The 15,720-nt window shown below is 51.4% G+C and carries 13 protein-coding genes, 1 tRNA gene and 2 pseudogenes; 11 read left to right on the top strand and 5 right to left on the bottom strand.

What is annotated here, in order from left to right; all coding sequences use genetic code 11:
• Window positions 1–50 precede the first annotated feature (50 nt).
• Window positions 51–668 (top strand): helix-turn-helix transcriptional regulator, encoded by a 618-nt coding sequence (locus tag OGW16_RS09880; RefSeq protein ID WP_043018761.1) that lies wholly within the window; start codon window positions 51–53, stop codon window positions 666–668.
• Between the two features lie 75 nt (window positions 669–743).
• Window positions 744–3,578 (top strand): intestinal colonization autotransporter adhesin MisL, encoded by a 2,835-nt coding sequence (misL, locus tag OGW16_RS09875; RefSeq protein ID WP_286518380.1) that lies wholly within the window; start codon window positions 744–746, stop codon window positions 3,576–3,578.
• A 189-nt stretch (window positions 3,579–3,767) separates the two neighbouring features.
• Here the strand turns inward: misL and OGW16_RS09870 are convergent, their stop codons facing one another.
• From OGW16_RS09870 to OGW16_RS09860, 3 genes are all read right to left on the bottom strand, one after another.
• Window positions 3,768–4,070, bottom strand: coding sequence for a type II toxin-antitoxin system RelE/ParE family toxin (locus tag OGW16_RS09870; RefSeq protein WP_286518379.1), 303 nt, complete (start codon window positions 4,068–4,070; stop codon window positions 3,768–3,770).
• Window positions 4,071–4,073: 3 nt separating this feature from the next.
• Window positions 4,074–4,334, bottom strand: coding sequence for a type II toxin-antitoxin system Phd/YefM family antitoxin (locus OGW16_RS09865; RefSeq protein WP_032940654.1), 261 nt, complete (start codon window positions 4,332–4,334; stop codon window positions 4,074–4,076).
• Between the two features lie 173 nt (window positions 4,335–4,507).
• Window positions 4,508–4,798, bottom strand: coding sequence for a SymE family type I addiction module toxin (locus tag OGW16_RS09860; protein ID WP_286518377.1), 291 nt, complete (start codon window positions 4,796–4,798; stop codon window positions 4,508–4,510).
• 126 nt (window positions 4,799–4,924) lie between these two features.
• On the opposite strand from OGW16_RS09860, the pseudogene OGW16_RS09855 reads away from it, so the two are divergent.
• Window positions 4,925–5,115 (top strand): annotated as a pseudogene (locus tag OGW16_RS09855) (hypothetical protein).
• Here the strand turns inward: OGW16_RS09855 and OGW16_RS26355 are convergent.
• Together OGW16_RS26355 and OGW16_RS09840 are read right to left on the bottom strand one after the other, a co-directional pair.
• Window positions 5,112–5,697, bottom strand: a pseudogene (locus tag OGW16_RS26355) (DUF6680 family protein). The pseudogenes OGW16_RS09855 and OGW16_RS26355 sit on opposite strands and share 4 nt — an antisense overlap.
• Window positions 5,698–5,819: 122 nt before the next feature.
• Window positions 5,820–5,914, bottom strand: a tRNA-Sec gene (locus tag OGW16_RS09840).
• A 290-nt stretch (window positions 5,915–6,204) separates the two neighbouring features.
• On the opposite strand from OGW16_RS09840, the gene OGW16_RS09835 reads away from it, so the two are divergent.
• From OGW16_RS09835 to OGW16_RS09800, 8 genes are all read left to right on the top strand, one after another.
• Window positions 6,205–7,587, top strand: a complete 1,383-nt coding sequence (locus OGW16_RS09835) for a glycoside-pentoside-hexuronide family transporter (RefSeq protein WP_043018758.1) — start codon at window positions 6,205–6,207, stop codon at window positions 7,585–7,587.
• 10 nt (window positions 7,588–7,597) lie between these two features.
• Window positions 7,598–9,916 (top strand): alpha-xylosidase, encoded by a 2,319-nt coding sequence (gene yicI / locus OGW16_RS09830; protein WP_286518374.1) that lies wholly within the window; start codon window positions 7,598–7,600, stop codon window positions 9,914–9,916.
• A gap of 445 nt (window positions 9,917–10,361) precedes the next feature.
• Window positions 10,362–11,915: a BglG family transcription antiterminator gene (locus tag OGW16_RS09825; protein WP_043018756.1), complete on the top strand. Its 1,554-nt coding sequence runs from the start codon at window positions 10,362–10,364 to the stop codon at window positions 11,913–11,915.
• 26 nt (window positions 11,916–11,941) lie between these two features.
• Window positions 11,942–12,412, top strand: coding sequence for a PTS sugar transporter subunit IIA (locus OGW16_RS09820; protein WP_043018755.1), 471 nt, complete (start codon window positions 11,942–11,944; stop codon window positions 12,410–12,412).
• Between the two features lie 20 nt (window positions 12,413–12,432).
• Window positions 12,433–12,753 (top strand): PTS fructose transporter subunit IIB, encoded by a 321-nt coding sequence (locus OGW16_RS09815; RefSeq protein ID WP_043018754.1) that lies wholly within the window; start codon window positions 12,433–12,435, stop codon window positions 12,751–12,753.
• A gap of 26 nt (window positions 12,754–12,779) precedes the next feature.
• Complete coding sequence (locus OGW16_RS09810; protein ID WP_003837581.1) at window positions 12,780–13,871, top strand: PTS fructose transporter subunit IIC; 1,092 nt, start codon at window positions 12,780–12,782, stop codon at window positions 13,869–13,871.
• Between the two features lie 11 nt (window positions 13,872–13,882).
• Complete coding sequence (locus OGW16_RS09805; RefSeq protein WP_087050745.1) at window positions 13,883–14,734, top strand: class II fructose-bisphosphate aldolase; 852 nt, start codon at window positions 13,883–13,885, stop codon at window positions 14,732–14,734.
• Between the two features lie 80 nt (window positions 14,735–14,814).
• On the top strand, window positions 14,815–15,675 hold the full coding sequence (locus OGW16_RS09800; RefSeq protein ID WP_040231557.1) for a ketose-bisphosphate aldolase: 861 nt from the start codon (window positions 14,815–14,817) through the stop codon (window positions 15,673–15,675).
• Window positions 15,676–15,720 lie beyond the last annotated feature (45 nt).

Genomic DNA, 15,720 nt, shown 5'->3' with positions numbered 1-15,720 from the left:
ATTTATTTACCAATGAAATATTTATGGAAAAATAACAGGAGTCATTTTTGATGAAGAGATCACCGTCACAGAGTGTTCGTTGCATAAGCTGTGAATTATCCTGTCAATTATTTCCGGATACTGCGGTTCGCGCCAGCTACTGTCACCGTGCCGCTTTTGCGATCTGGCCAGAGGGAAATGGCTTTCTGCAAAAAGGAATTATTGAAAAACTTCTGCTTAATAATCAAAACCATTTGTCGCGCGGGTTTATTTTTGTGGACTTTTCTTTCCCGAATCTGCGCCTGTTCGCCGACCCGCAATGGGTAGACCGCCTGGCCTATAGCGGTATGCATATTGTGTTGATAGCAGACAGGAACCTGGCGCCGTTAGCCAACTACTGGTTGTCAAAAAGCAATAAAATTCAAGGGATTATATATTCCGATGATGATGATGAGGTTCAGCGTCAGAAAATTCGCCGATTATTTACCGGTCACCTCGCTAACAGTAAACGCGGACGCTCACTCAATTACACAGAAATGATATTACTGAAGCGCTTTGTGTCAGGAAAAAGCATTCAGCAAATTACCAAAATAGATAATATCGATATTAAGAAAATATATGTCTACAAGCTCAGGCTTGAAGATAAGTTAGGCCATAGTATTCATCAAATATTGTCGAATATTTTATAACGCATTTCTGATTTTTATTATTTTCACATCCTTGTGATGTGGTGGACGCTCTACGCCTGATAGCAGGAGGCTGATATGCCAAATCCCAAATCTTACTCTCGTATTGCCATAGCGGTTTCAGCCGCATTAACCTCTATGGTATTTTCAAGCCATGCGGCATGGGTTGACGTTGATAGTCTTCCTTCCAGCGGACTGGTTAGTAGTTTGCCCCCAGAGTTGCAGGCAATAATACCTGCGCAGGCAAATTCCAATTTCGCTAAAACCAGCGCCATGCCGAATTATGTTTATCAATGGAGTGCGGGTACTATTCCCGTTTATGGCAATGGATTAACGATTAATGGACCCGGTGCTGAAGCTTTTGAGCACTCTGTTACCGTTATTCAGAATAGTACCACGGGTAGCCCGGGCGTTATTTTCGGTGACGACCTGACGATTCGCACACAGTCGAAGAATGCCGCCAATAATGGTAAAGATGTTGACGGTATCCGCACGCATGGGGCCAATACGCCTGATAACCCAGTCTTTATCATTACAGGCGACCGCACCAGCATTTATGTGGACGGTCAGGATGGTGACGGTATTAACGCCGGTTACAACTCCTATAGCCAGGGTTGGAAAGGATCGGCCAGCATTTATGTCGGCGACGATCTGTATATTCAGACCACCGGTACCCAGGGACGTGGCATCACTGCAAACGCAATGAAAGACGCCACGCAGGCCAAAAATACGATTGTCGTTGGCGACCGGGCACACATTGTGACGACAGGTGACAGTTCAGAAGGTCTTCGCACCGGGCAGAGCGGTTCCTCGATCCTGCTTGGCAATGACGCCACCATTGAGACATCGGGTTCCTCTTCCACGGGGATTTATGCCGCCTCGTCTTCCAAAACAGAACTGGGCAACAACGCGACGATTACGGTCAATGGCGTTAGCGCACATGCGGTCTACTCCACCAACGCGACCGTAAATCTCGGCGAAAATGCAACAATCAACGTCAACAGTTCGGCGAAAGCGGCGTCATACAGTAAAGCGCCACGCGGCCTGTATGCGACTTCACGCGGGGCGATAAACCTGGCAGGCGGTGCCGCCATTGCCATGGCGGGCAATCACAGCAATGAAAGCTATGCCATCAGCACCGAAACGGGCGGCACCGTAGACGGCTCCGCTGGTGGGCGCTTTCTTATCGATGGCGATCTTCACGCCGCCGGCGCGACTGCTGCAACCAGCAGCCTGCCGCAGCAAAACAGTACCATTAAGCTCAACATGACCGACAACTCGTTGTGGAGCGGGGCGTCATACATCACCAGCGCCACTGCCGGGACGGGCGTTATCTCGCTGCAAATGAGCGACGCGACCTGGAATATGACCAACAGCTCAACGCTCACCGACCTGACGCTGAACAGCGGGTCAGTGGTGAACTTTGGGCATGCTGACGGTGAACCGTGGCAGACGCTTACCATCAATGAAGATTTTACCGGAAACGGCGGCAAACTGGTTTTCAATACCGTCCTGAATGACGATACCTCCGAAACCGACAAGCTGAAAGTGCTCGGCGACACCGCGGGTAACGCGTTTGTAGCGGTGAACAATATTGGCGGAACCGGGGCGCAGACCGTTGAAGGCATTGAGATCATCGAAGTGGCCGGTAATTCTGACGGTACTTTTGAGAAAGCGGGCCGTATTGTTGCCGGAGCGTACGACTATAACGTTGTGCAGAAGGGCAGCAACTGGTATCTGACCAGCTTTATTCCGGCTCCGCCTGATCCGGAAGAGCCGGACCCCGTTGACCCGGACCCGGTTGATCCCATCGACCCCGACCCCGTTGACCCGGATCCGGTTGACCCTATTGACCCAGGTCCGGTAGATCCAGACCCCGTCGATCCTGTAGACCCGATTATCCCTGAGCCGGAAGAACCTGTTGCGCCTCCTGTTACTGAGCAGCAGTACCGCCCGGAAGCAGGCAGTTATCTGGCGAACAATTACGCCGCTAACACGCTGTTTATGACCCGACTGCACGACCGTCTGGGTGAAACGCAGTACATCGACATGCTGACGGGCGAGAAAAAAGTCACCAGCCTGTGGATGCGTAACGTTGGAGCGCATACCCGCTTCAAAGACGGTAGCGGACAGTTGAAAACCCAAAGCAACAGCTATGTCTTGCAGTTAGGCGGCGATCTGGCGCAGTGGAGTAGCGACGGTCTCGACCGCTGGCATCTTGGCGCGATGGCAGGTTATGCCAATAGCCAGAACCGCACGCAGTCCAGCCTGACCGGCTACCATTCACGTGGTCAGGTCACAGGTTACAGCGTGGGACTGTACGGCACATGGTATGCCAATGACGCCGACAAGACCGGTACCTACGTGGATACCTGGGCGCTGTACAACTGGTTTGATAACAAAGTGATGGGCCAGGAACAGGCGACAGAGAAATACAAATCCAGCGGGATAACCGCTTCTGTTGAAGCCGGTTACAGCTTCAAACTGGGTGAAAACGAGCGCAATAGCTACTGGCTGCAACCGAAAGCGCAGGTGGTGTGGATGGATGTGCAGGCCGACAGCCACCGCGAAGCGAACGGTACCCGCGTGAGGGACAACACCGATGGCAACCTGATGACCCGTCTGGGGGTAAAAGCCTTTATCAACGGTCACAATGCCATCGACGACGGTAAATCTCGCGAGTTCCAGCCGTTTGTTGAAGCCAACTGGATCCACAACACGCAGACAACCAGCGTGAAAATGGACGATGTGAGCAACGATATGCGCGGCACCAAAAACATCGGCGAGCTGAAAGTCGGCGTTGAGGGTCAAATCACTCCGCGTCTCAACGTATGGAGTAACGTGGCCCAACAGGTCGGCGATAAAGGATACAGCGATACCCGCGGTATGCTCGGCGTGAAATATAATTTCTAATGTAATGCAGTAATGTAAAAGCCGCTGATTAACCGATCGGCGGCTTTTTTACGTATTGAAGATGGTGGTTATTGCAGTTGTTCGGTAAAACCGAACAACTGCAAATGAAAGGCCGCAACGTTGTCACTTGTTGAGTGCAGCCCGTAGGCCGGATAAGCGTTAGCGCCATCTGGTAAATAAGGTGGCGGGCTACAAACGTTGTCCGAGATGTGTTGTTGGTACTCGGCTTTGGTGTAAGACTGCCAATACAACAATATTTGTGTCTTGTGTACTGTAGTAAATCATATGGCTAACATAAGGAAAGCTGTAAATATCTTCACCAAAATCATCAATTCGATGATGCCCCATGCCTGGCATTTCAGCTAACTGAGAGAGAACGCCCCGTAATTTTCTAAGATAATCCCTGGACTGTTTAGCGCCCCAATTTCTTGATGTGTAATCACGGATTTCAATAATATCGCGCTGTGCTTCTCCAGTAAGTTTGTAACTCACTTTTTATCCTTTGTGTTGATCCATCAACTCATCAAAAAAAGCATCACCATCAACAGTATTGCCCAAATGAATATCGTTTTGAGCACGCTGAATTTTGGCCTTCAGTAACTGAAGCTTCATGGCTTCCATTTGTTCATAGTCTTCAATGGAAACGACAACTGCAACAGGTTTACCGTTACGGTTAATTTGCACAGGCTCTCGCTGCGCTTTAAGTAGCATATCGCCAAACTGGGTTTTGGCTTCATTTGCCGTAAGAGTATGCATATTGTCACCATTTCGCATGAATCGTTCGATTCGTTCATTATAGTCGATATCTTTCTGGTGGTCACTATGAGGAGGGGAGCAGACAAAGGGGATTGTGAAAGTAGGCCGGATAAGCACAAGCGTCATCCGGGACCTGGTAATCTGTAAGTAACGCTTACAGGTTCAGCCGTGCTTCACTGAAGAGTCGCCAGCGTGCTCTCAATCCTATTCAACTTCTGATTGGCGTCTTTCAGCTCATCCTGCAATCGTTGCTTCTGCTCGCCATAGACCATCAGGACGATACAGCCATTCATCGCTTTTACGGTAATCTGTTGCCCGGTATCAAACCCCGCAGCGCGTAGCCACTTGCAGGAAAGAATAATTTTGGGTGTGGATTTGTCGAAAACATTCGGGCGGTATCCCACAATTACCGAACGCTTGGTTCCGGATTGGTCGGTGTCTGAGGTAGAATGCGAATCAGCCATAATCAACTCCTTGATAGTTGGTGAGGTTAGACGCTCCGGCTTTGTTCCCGCACAACGGGGCGTTGCTAGTGTAGGAGGCTTTTAGGTGGTCTCCTATATGATTGAGATAGTTGGATCGGTGGCCCCATATCAATCATATCGCGCGAAAAAAAACCAAAAGGCGGCGGTCAATCACCACAATTCAAAATGCGTATTGATCCGGCATTGAAAGAGCAGTGGATGCTGTGGCGGCAGAAGAAGGGGTAAGTCTCGCCAGTTGGTTGAAGGAACTGGCGAGGGAGGAGTTGCGTCATACAGGAATTGAGCCAAAAGGTTAGGACTTATTACTATCAAGGTCTTGGCTGCCCATCTGAGCTTCCTGATCCCTTGCATTTGCCCCGTTGAAGGGGATATTCGTTATAGTCATTGGTAAAGAATTTTTACCAGAAAATATATCTTCAAGACCTTTTAATATGTTAGCTTGAGTGGTTTCTAGATCTCCATGAGCTATCGGTCTATAACAATCTCTTTGTAATTGTACTTTATCAAAGTCATAATTCATGGCTTGTGCGATCGTATATAAAAGCTCGGTGAATAAATCATCGGATTTTGATATCCATATATTTATATCAGGGTATTCTTTTGCTTTGTTTAAGTGATTGTTATAGCTTTCCAGGCATGGGTTACTGCCTGCTCTCTGCTTGTTTGATACCGTGTCTTAATTAATGGAATTTTCCGTCCGTAGAATTCAATATCAATCATGTTTAGTGCCTGTACGTGATCTCTATGCAGTCTTTGTGATCTGGTTGACATCAAAGTTCTAAATATATATAAGCGATTTTGTTTTTTTCACGAAATTGCTCTAATATTTTTTGTATTTCTACAGCAAGTATGGGGCCAATTATTACTGCTGCTGTCATTACAATATCTTTGTATTCCATGCCGAATAAACCACTCATTATTTCACCTGTGAAAGTTATAGATATAAATGGTATTGAATTAATGGATATACTCTAAATTAGGAGTTAATTATTATTATAATTGGCGGAAGATCACAGGAGTCGAACCTGCCCGGGACCGCTGGCGGCCCCAACTGGATTTGAAGTCCAGCCACCTCACCGGAGATGACGATCTTCCGCGCCTCGATTGCTACATGGAGGCGGGGCGCATTATAGCTACTTCCAAACGTTTCCACACCCCCTCACTCACTTTTTTAACTTCCGTTTCACGTTACCATGACCCGTTTCAAATAAATCCCTACGAAATCCATAAGTTACAGTGATGATTATTTTTTGACGCTACCCCGATCACAGAAAACAAGAATCGTAATTTGATAACGAGATATCGGAATACCCGCGCCAACAGGGATGGTTTACAAAAGCTGTAACCGGTACCAGCGCGTGAGAAAGTGCAAACAAGGATGCGTAATGAAAAGTGAGATTCTGTCTGTTAAAGAGAAAATCGGCTACGGCATGGGCGATGCCGCCAGCCATATTATTTTCGATAACGTCATGTTCTATATGATGTTTTTCTATACCGATATTTTTGGTATTCCTGCCGGATTTGTCGGCACCATGTTTCTGCTGGCCCGCGCGCTGGATGCTATCTCAGACCCTTGCATGGGGCTACTGGCCGACCGTACCCGGTCGCGCTGGGGGAAATTCCGTCCGTGGGTGCTGTTTGGCGCTCTGCCGTTTGGTCTGGTCTGTGTGCTCGCTTACAGTACGCCAGACCTCAGCCTGCACGGCAAAATGATTTATGCCGCAATCACCTACACGCTGCTGACCCTGCTTTATACCGTGGTGAATATTCCCTACTGCGCGCTGGGCGGTGTTATCACCAATGACCCGACGCAGCGCATCTCCCTGCAATCATGGCGCTTCGTGCTGGCGACGGCGGGCGGCATGCTCTCCACCGTGCTGATGATGCCGCTGGTGAATCTGATTGGTGGCGAAGATAAAGCGCTGGGCTTCCAGGGCGGGATTGCCGTGCTCTCGGTAGTGGCGTTCCTGATGCTGGCGTTTTGCTTCTTCACAACCAAAGAACGTGTAGAAGCGCCGCCGAGTAGCACCTCAATGCGTGAAGACCTGCGCGACATCTGGCAAAACGACCAGTGGCGCATTGTCGGCCTGCTGACCATCCTCAACATCCTGGCCGTCTGTGTTCGCGGCGGGGCGATGATGTATTACGTCACCTGGATCCTGGGCACGCCGGAAGTGTTTGTCGCCTTCCTCACCACTTATTGCGTCGGCAACCTGATCGGCTCTGCGCTGGCAAAACCGCTGACCGACTGGCAATGCAAAGTCAGCGTCTTCTGGTGGACGAACGCCCTGCTGGCGGTCGTCAGCCTGGCGATGTTCTTCGTGCCGATGCACGCCAACATCACCATGTTCGTCTTCATCTTCGTGATTGGCGTACTGCATCAGCTCGTGACGCCCATCCAGTGGGTAATGATGTCCGACACCGTTGATTACGGCGAGTGGTGCAACGGAAAACGTCTGACGGGGATCAGCTTTGCGGGCACGCTGTTCGTGCTCAAGCTGGGTCTGGCGCTCGGTGGGGCGATGATCGGCTGGATGCTGGCGGGCGGCGGTTACGATGCCGCAGCGAAAACCCAGAACAGCGCCACCATCAGCATCATTATCGCATTGTTCACGATTGTCCCGGCTATTTGTTACCTGCTGAGTGCCGTGATCGCCAAACGCTTCTATACCCTGAAAACGCCGTATCTGACGGAAATTATGAGCCAGTTGGCTCAGGGCGCGCGCCGCAATCAGCAGGATTTTACGACGAAAGAATTACAGAACTAAGGAACTGACGATGAAAATTAGCGATGGTAACTGGCTGACGCAACCTGGCCTGAATTTAACTCACCCGATTCAGGTATTCGAGGTCGAACAGCAGGGTAACGAGATGATCGTCTACGTTGCGCCGCGCGACGTGCGTGAACGTACCTGGCAACTGGATACCCCACTCTTCACCCTACGCTTTTTCTCGCCGCAGGAAGGCGTGGTTGGCGTGCGTATGGAACACTTCCAGGGCGCGCTGGATAACGGTCCGCACTACCCGTTGAACGTGCGGCAGGACGTCAACGTCGAGATGCAAAACACCGCTGAATTTGCCGAACTGAAGAGCGGTAATTTGAGCGTGTGGGTCACCAAAGGTGAGTTCTGGTCGCTGGATTTCCTGCGTAACGGGGCACGTATTACCGGCAGCCAGTTGAAAAATAACGGCTATGTCCAGGATACCCACAGCGGGAAAAACTATATGTTTGAGCGCCTGGATCTGGGCGTTGGGGAAACGGTGTACGGGCTGGGAGAGCGCTTTACCGCGTTGGTACGTAACGGCCAGACGGTGGAAACCTGGAACCGCGATGGCGGCACCAGTACCGAGCAGTCTTACAAGAACATCCCGTTTTATCTCACCAATCGCGGCTACGGCGTGCTGGTGAACCATCCGCAGTGTGTGTCGTTTGAAATCGGCTCTGAGAAAGTGTCGAAAGTGCAGTTCAGCGTTGAAAGCGAGTATCTGGAGTATTTCGTCATCGACGGCCCAACGCCGAAAGCGGTGCTGGATCGCTATACCCGCTTTACCGGTCGTCCGGCGCTGCCGCCCGCCTGGTCGTTCGGCCTGTGGCTGACCACGTCGTTCACCACCAATTATGATGAAGCGACGGTGAACAGCTTTATCGACGGCATGGCCGAGCGCAATCTGCCGCTGCACGTCTTTCACTTCGACTGTTTCTGGATGAAAGCCTTCCAGTGGTGCGACTTTGAGTGGGATCCGGCGACTTTCCCGGACCCGGAAGGCATGATCCGTCGCCTGAAGGAGAAAGGGCTGAAGGTCTGCGTCTGGATAAACCCCTATATCGGTCAGAAATCCCCGCTGTTCAATGAATTGAAAGAGAAAGGGTATCTGCTCAAACGTCCGGACGGTTCCCTGTGGCAATGGGATAAATGGCAGCCGGGTCTGGCGATTTATGACTTTACCAATCCGCAAGCCTGCGAGTGGTATGCCAACAAGCTGAAAGATCTGGTGGATATCGGCGTTGACTGCTTCAAAACTGACTTTGGCGAACGCATTCCCACCGACGTGCAGTGGTTTGACGGTGCCGATCCGCAGAAAATGCACAACCATTATGCATACATCTACAACGAACTGGTGTGGAACGTGCTGAAAGAAACCGTCGGTGAAGAAGAGGCTGTGCTGTTCGCCCGTTCGGCCTCCGTGGGCGCGCAGCAGTTTCCGGTGCACTGGGGCGGTGACTGCTACGCCAACTATGAATCGATGGCCGAAAGCCTGCGCGGTGGGTTGTCTATCGGTCTGTCCGGCTTTGGCTTCTGGAGTCACGATATTGGCGGCTTTGAGAATACCGCCCCGGCGCACGTCTACAAGCGCTGGTGTGCGTTCGGGCTGCTCTCCAGCCACAGCCGCCTGCACGGCAGTAAATCCTACCGTGTGCCGTGGGCGTACGATGACGAATCCTGCGATGTGGTGCGCTACTTCACCGAACAGAAATGCCGTATGATGCCGTACCTGTATCGCGAAGCGGCACGCGCCAATGAGCAAGGCACGCCGATGATGCGCGCAATGATGCTGGAGTTCCCGGACGATCCGGCGTGTGATTATCTCGACCGCCAGTACATGCTGGGCGATAGCGTGATGGTTGCGCCGGTGTTTAGCGAGGCAGGAGATGTGCAGTTCTACCTGCCGGAAGGACGCTGGACGCATCTGTGGCATAACGACGAGGTGGCGGGCAGCCGTTGGCATAAACAGAGGCATGACTTCCTGAGTCTGCCGGTGTATGTGCGCGACAACACCCTGCTGGCGCTGGGGCGCAATAATCAGAAGCCGGACTACGCCTGGCACGAAGGGACCGCCTTCCAGCTGTTCCATCTGCAGGAGGGCCGGGAAGCGATTTGTGAAGTCCCGGCGGCTGACGGTTCGGTTATCTTCACGCTGAAGGCGACGCGTGCGGGTAATACCATCACCGTGCAAGGGAGTGGCGAAGCGCGTAACTGGACGCTGTGCCTGCGTAATATTGCGCAGATCAGCGGCGTGATGGGCGGTTCATCTGCGGGCAGCGAGTGGGGAATGGTCATCACGCCTGGTGAAGATGTGCTGACGATTACCCTGTAAATTCAGTCTACGTGGTGCCGGATGTGTTTTATCCGGCCCACGCTGCGAGCAGCGTTCCAGATCTGAAAATCAAAAACATCCTGATTTAAAATTTTATATCTCCATATTTGCGAGCGTTATCACTCTAATTCCCGCGAAAAATGTGATCTGCGCCGTAAATATCTCACTATTTCCCCTTTTTGTCTTATTTCTGTCCGGAATACAGGACACGATTTAGTATTGTTGGCGCATCGTAGTCCTCTTATATTTATCATCACGGAATACACGTGGAGCATAAATGCTTCTTTATAACCTAAATAATTCGAGTTGCAGGAAGGCGGCAACGCAGCGAATCCCCTGAGCGTACATAAGTACGTGACTGGGGTGAGCCAGAAAAGCCAACGCACATGCAGCTTGAAGTATGACGGGTATAGATATTTAATCTGGTATGTAATAAGGGTAAATAATGCAAATGATTACCTCGCGACAAAACAGATTATTAAAATTTCTTCTGTCCCGGAAGGAATATGTCACACTGCTGAAAATTGCCGAATATTTATCTGTTTCAGAGAAAACAGTCCAGCGCGATCTACGGCTACTGGAATCATGGTTAGCGGAATGGAAAATAACCATTGATAAACGTACCGGTGCGGGCGTGATATTAATTGCCGATAATATTACCGATCTTTTATATCTGGATCAGTTATTAGGGGCGGAGGGTGAAGATGCTGACGGCATGATGAATAATTCACGACGAGTCAAAATAGCCTCCCAACTATTAAGTGAAACGCCACATGAAACTTCGATCAGCAAATTATCCGAACGTTATTTCATTAGTAGCGCATCGATTGTTAACGATCTGAAAGTGATTGAGTCCTGGATCACTCCGCTGGGCCTGTCGCTGATTCGCAGCCAAAGCGGTACGCACATCGAAGGCAGTGAGAGCGGCGTGCGTCAGGCGATGGCGTCGCTGATTAACGGTGTGATTAACCATAATGAACCTGGTAACGTGGTTTATTCACGCCTTGACCCGGGCAGTTATAAAGCGTTAGTGCATTACTTTGGCGAAGAAGACGTTTTATTTGTCCAGACGTTGTTGCAGGAAATGGAGAACGATCTGTGCTGGTCGCTGGGTGAGCCTTATTACGTCAATATCTTTACTCATATTCTGATCATGATGTACCGCATCACGCGGGGCAACGCGCTTGCGAGAAAAGAAGAAAACATCACTTTATGTGACGAGAACATTTTTTCCATTGCCAGCCGTATGATTCAGCATATCGAAAAACGTATTGCCCATCCGCTACCGGAAGACGAAGTCTGGTTTATTTATCAATACATTATCTCCTCCGGTGTAGTGATTGAGGAACATAACGATGTGAGCGTGATTGGCCATATGCACTCCAGCGACGAAGCACGCTTAATTACCCAGCGGCTGATTGCCACCTTCGCCGAAATGGTTGACAGCGATCTTAGCCAGGACACTGCACTGTACGACGGATTGCTGATCCACATTAAGCCGCTGATAAACCGCCTGAACTACCAGATCCGTATTCGTAATCCCCTGCTGGAGGACATTAAAGGCGAGTTACAGGATGTCTGGCGTCTGACTCAGTGTGCGGTAAATCGGGTGTTTAGCGGCTGGGGCGAGCGGGCCGTGTCGGAAGATGAGGTGGGATATTTAACCGTGCATTTTCAGGCCGCAATGGAGCGGCAGATAGCACGAAAGCGCGTGCTGCTGGTCTGCTCAACCGGTATCGGCACCTCTCACTTACTCAAAAGCCGCATTTTGCGCGCCTTTCCGGACTGGACCATCGTTGGCGTGGTGTCGGCAGGCAGCCTGCCCTCCGTGCTGACGGACGATATTGAACTGGTGGTATCGACGATCAATTTACCTGCCGTTGCCATCCCGGTCGTGTATGTCACTGCCTTCTTCAATGATGCGGATATTAAGCGGGTAACAGAAACGGTTATTACGGAAAAATTACATCGGGCGACGTCGCTGGTCGTTGCAAATTAATGTCTGAACTCCATGAGGTAAGATTGATGGACATCACGAAAATACTCAATACAAATCGCGTTATTTTGGACATGAAGGCCACAAACAAAACGGAGGCTATTGAGGAACTGACGGATATTCTGCAAAAAGATGGGGCAATTAGCTGTCGGGAAACATTTATTCAGGATGTCTGGCTGCGTGAATCAGAAGGTTCGACCGGCTTCGAAAATCATATTGCGATCCCGCACGGGAAATCTTCGGCGGTGGTTAATACTACGCTGGCGATTGGTCGTACCCGCCAGGACATTCCATGGGAAACCCTGGATGGCAGCAACGTGCGCTGCATCATTCTGTTTGCCGTACGCCTTGAAGATCAAAACACCACCCATATTCGTCTGCTTTCGCAGGTTGCCGGCGCGTTGGCGGATGACGATATTATTGAACAACTGTTAGTCGAAAGCAGTCCACAGAAAATTATTGAGCTTTTTAGCCAATATGCTGAATCCAATGTTTGCTAAATAAAAAAGTGGAGCATGTTATGAATATTGTTTGTGTCGCCGCCTGTACGGCGGGTATTGCGCACACCTATATTGCTCGTGAAAAGTTAATTAAAGGTGCTAAAGCGCTTGGCCATAATATAAGAGTAGAAACCCAAGGGACCATTGGCACGGAGAACGAACTGCTGGCAGAGGATATTTCTGCGGCTGATGTCGTGATTCTTGCTGTCGATGTAAAAATAAAAGGGGAGGAGCGCTTTTCAAATAAACGCATTGTGCGAGTGAAAACCGAAATCGTCATAAAATCGCCGATTCAGTTTCTTGAAAAGGTCGAAAAATCATTAGTTAATACTAACCAGTAGCGATCCTCATTCTGGAGGGATTTCACATGAGTGAAAATAAAATTCCGCTATCTCAGGAAATAAAAAGACATTTATTAACGGGAATTTCGTGGATGATCCCGTTAATTGTTGCCGCCGGGATCTGTATTGCTCTCGGGCAAATACTTGGCGGCACTAACGTGGGTGAAAAAACAGGCACCATACCCTGGATGCTCAACCAGATTGGCGGCTGGGGAATGGGGTTAATCGTACCGCTGATTAGCGCGGCGATTGCGTACTCCATTGCCGATCGTCCCGGATTCGCGCCGGGCCTGATTGTCGGCTTCGTCTGCGGAGAAATTCATACCGGTTTTATCGGCGGGATGCTGGGCGGGTTTCTGGTCGGTTATACCGTCCTGCTGCTCAAACGCTATATCCGTTTGCCACAGTCGATGCAGGGGTTGATGCCCATCATGGTGTTGCCGGTACTGAGTACCGTTATTGGCGGCCTGTTGATGATGACGCTGATTGGCAAGCCGATAGCCTGGCTGCAGGACGCGTTGATTCATCTGCTGGAGTCCATGCAGGGCGGATCCCGCTTTCTGATGGGCGCTATCCTCGGCGCAATGGCGACATTCGACTTTGGCGGCCCGGTGAATAAAACCATGTCGCTGTTTGCTGACGGCATGCTGGTCAGCGGTGTGTACGGTCCGGAAGCGGTGAAGTTTGTCGGTTCGATGATCCCTCCGTTTGGCATTACGCTCTCTTTCCTGCTGACGCGTCACAAATACACCCGTGCGGAGCGCGAGGCGCTGAAAGCGGCATTCCCGATGGGGATCTGCATGATAACCGAAGGGGTTATCCCGATTGCGGCGCGCGACCTGCTGCGCGTGGTGGGGTCCTGCGTGGTAGCTTCGGCGATAGCGGGCGGCTTGATAATGGTATGGGGCGTCGAAAGCCCGGTACCGCACGGCGGCATGTTCGTGGTCCCACTCTTTACGCATCCGCTGCTGTTTTGCCTGGCGCTGGGGATTGGCACGGTGATTTGCGGCGTCATGCTGTCGCTGTGGAAGAAACCGGTGACCGAGCGTGACGAAGAGTTTGATGAACTTAGCGATCAAAAGCTGAAAGACGAAGAGATCACCTTCACCCTGGAATAACCGGAGGCCGTATGTTTGCCGATATGAAAAGCATGGTGACGAAAGCCTGGCGCGAGCAGTACGCGCTGCTGGCTATCAACTGTATGAACCTGGAAAGCGCCCGTGCGGCGGTACGGGTGGCTGAGAAACACCGTGCGCCCATCATTCTGAATCTGTATCAGGGACACCTGGACCATTTTCCGGCTCCGATAGCGGTAGCGGTGGTCAAAACGCTGGCAGAGGAAGCCTCGGTACCGATCGCGCTGGCGCTGGATCATGGAAAGGATCCTGTACGCATTCGCCAGGCTTTTCGCGCCGGATTCAGCGGGTTAATGATCGACGCCTCCGCCTTTGCCCTGGAGGAGAATATTCGCCAGACCCGGGCGGTGGTTGATCTCGCTGCCAGCGTGCAACTGTGTGTAGAGGGTGAGCTGGGCCATCTGGCCGATGCTCCGTGCTATGACCACGCCGCTAACGCCGATTTGATGACCCAGGCCGCTGACGTGGAACCCTTTATCCAACAGACCGGGATCGATTTACTGGCGGTATCGGTTGGCACGGCGCACGGCATGTACGCGCCGGGCGTCACGCCAGCTATTGATTTTCAACGGCTGGAGGAAATTGCCCGGTTATCAACGGTGCCGCTGGCGCTGCATGGCGGTAGCGGGACGCCGTTTGACCAGCTACAGCGCTGCCCGACGTTTGGCGTTGCCAAGATAAACGTTGGCGCGGCGGTTTTCGAAGCCGGAAAGGCAGCGCTACTACATACCCTGTGTCGCGACACATCCGGTGAACTTGTTGATGTCCTGGCCCTGATGGAGCAGGCCTGCGAGGAAGCCATTATTCCGTACCTGCAGGCCAGCGGCGCTATCGGCAAAGCCTGATTCATTTTCTGTAACGCCTTCTATGCCTCTGCGACGACGCACTGGCAGGGCTTTCTACACCCTGAAACTGGAGAATTAACATGTTAGTTTCGATGAAAGAATTACTGCAACCTACCCGTCAGCACGGTTTTGCCATCGGCGCATTCAACGTGGCGGACAGCTGCTTTGTACGTGCCGTAGTGGAAGAAGCGGAAGCGACCAATACCCCGGCGATTATCTCCATTCACCCCAGCGAACATGATTTTGTCGGCGATGCGTTTTTTAGCTACGTGCGCGATATTACCCTGCGCAGCCCGGTTCCTTTTACTCTGCATCTGGACCACGGCGCTTCGGTTGAGCATGTCCTGCGGGCAATTCAGTGTGGGTTTACCTCGGTGATGATTGATGGCTCGCTGCTGCCGTATGAAGAGAACGTGGCGCTGACCCGAGAAGTGGTCAAACTGGCGCATGCGGTAGGCGTTTCGGTGGAAGGGGAGTTGGGTACGATTGGCCAGACCGGGACGTCAGTGGAAGGCGGCGTGTCGAAGGTTACTTATACCGATCCTGCTCAGGCACAGGATTTTATCGCCCGTACCGGCGCGGACACGCTGGCGGTGGCAATTGGAACTGCGCACGGGATCTACCCGAAAGGGATGCAGCCAGAGCTGCAAATGAATATCCTGCGCGACATCGCCGGGCGGGTGGATATTCCGCTGGTGCTGCATGGCGGTTCCGCGAACCCGGATGCGGAAATTGCCGAATCCGTGACGCTGGGCGTTGGCAAAATCAATATTTCCAGCGACATGAAATACGCCTACTTCCAGAAAGTCCGCGAAATCCTGGCGAAAGAAACCTGGTGGGATCCTAACGTTATTTACCCGGAAGCCATTAGCGCCGCGCGTGACGTCATCCGCCATAAAATGAAACTGTTCGGCTCAACCGGCAAAGCGTCACTTTACTAACGGCATGCAGGCGGGGCGACCCGCCTCTTTCGCAATAAGGAAAAG

This window comes from Citrobacter sp. Ce104 (genome assembly GCF_030334595.1).
GTDB lineage: Bacteria > Pseudomonadota > Gammaproteobacteria > Enterobacterales > Enterobacteriaceae > Citrobacter > Citrobacter europaeus.
The sequence above is the reverse complement of the archived record's forward strand: the minus strand, read 5'-3'. Positions and strand labels throughout refer to the sequence as shown.

Excerpts from the sequence above, each read along its gene's own strand:
- OGW16_RS09880 (WP_043018761.1), top strand. The coding sequence starts at position 51 with ATGAAGAGATCACCGTCACAGAGTGTTCGTTGCATAAGCTGTGAATTA.
- misL (WP_286518380.1), top strand. The coding sequence starts at position 744 with ATGCCAAATCCCAAATCTTACTCTCGTATTGCCATAGCGGTTTCAGCC.
- OGW16_RS09865 (WP_032940654.1), bottom strand. The coding sequence starts at position 4,334 with ATGCATACTCTTACGGCAAATGAAGCCAAAACCCAGTTTGGCGATATG.
- OGW16_RS09860 (WP_286518377.1), bottom strand. The coding sequence starts at position 4,798 with ATGGCTGATTCGCATTCTACCTCAGACACCGACCAATCCGGAACCAAG.
- OGW16_RS09835 (WP_043018758.1), top strand. The coding sequence starts at position 6,205 with ATGAAAAGTGAGATTCTGTCTGTTAAAGAGAAAATCGGCTACGGCATG.
- yicI (WP_286518374.1), top strand. The coding sequence starts at position 7,598 with ATGAAAATTAGCGATGGTAACTGGCTGACGCAACCTGGCCTGAATTTA.
- OGW16_RS09825 (WP_043018756.1), top strand. The coding sequence starts at position 10,362 with ATGCAAATGATTACCTCGCGACAAAACAGATTATTAAAATTTCTTCTG.
- OGW16_RS09820 (WP_043018755.1), top strand. The coding sequence starts at position 11,942 with ATGGACATCACGAAAATACTCAATACAAATCGCGTTATTTTGGACATG.
- OGW16_RS09815 (WP_043018754.1), top strand. The coding sequence starts at position 12,433 with ATGAATATTGTTTGTGTCGCCGCCTGTACGGCGGGTATTGCGCACACC.
- OGW16_RS09810 (WP_003837581.1), top strand. The coding sequence starts at position 12,780 with ATGAGTGAAAATAAAATTCCGCTATCTCAGGAAATAAAAAGACATTTA.
- OGW16_RS09805 (WP_087050745.1), top strand. The coding sequence starts at position 13,883 with ATGTTTGCCGATATGAAAAGCATGGTGACGAAAGCCTGGCGCGAGCAG.
- OGW16_RS09800 (WP_040231557.1), top strand. The coding sequence starts at position 14,815 with ATGTTAGTTTCGATGAAAGAATTACTGCAACCTACCCGTCAGCACGGT.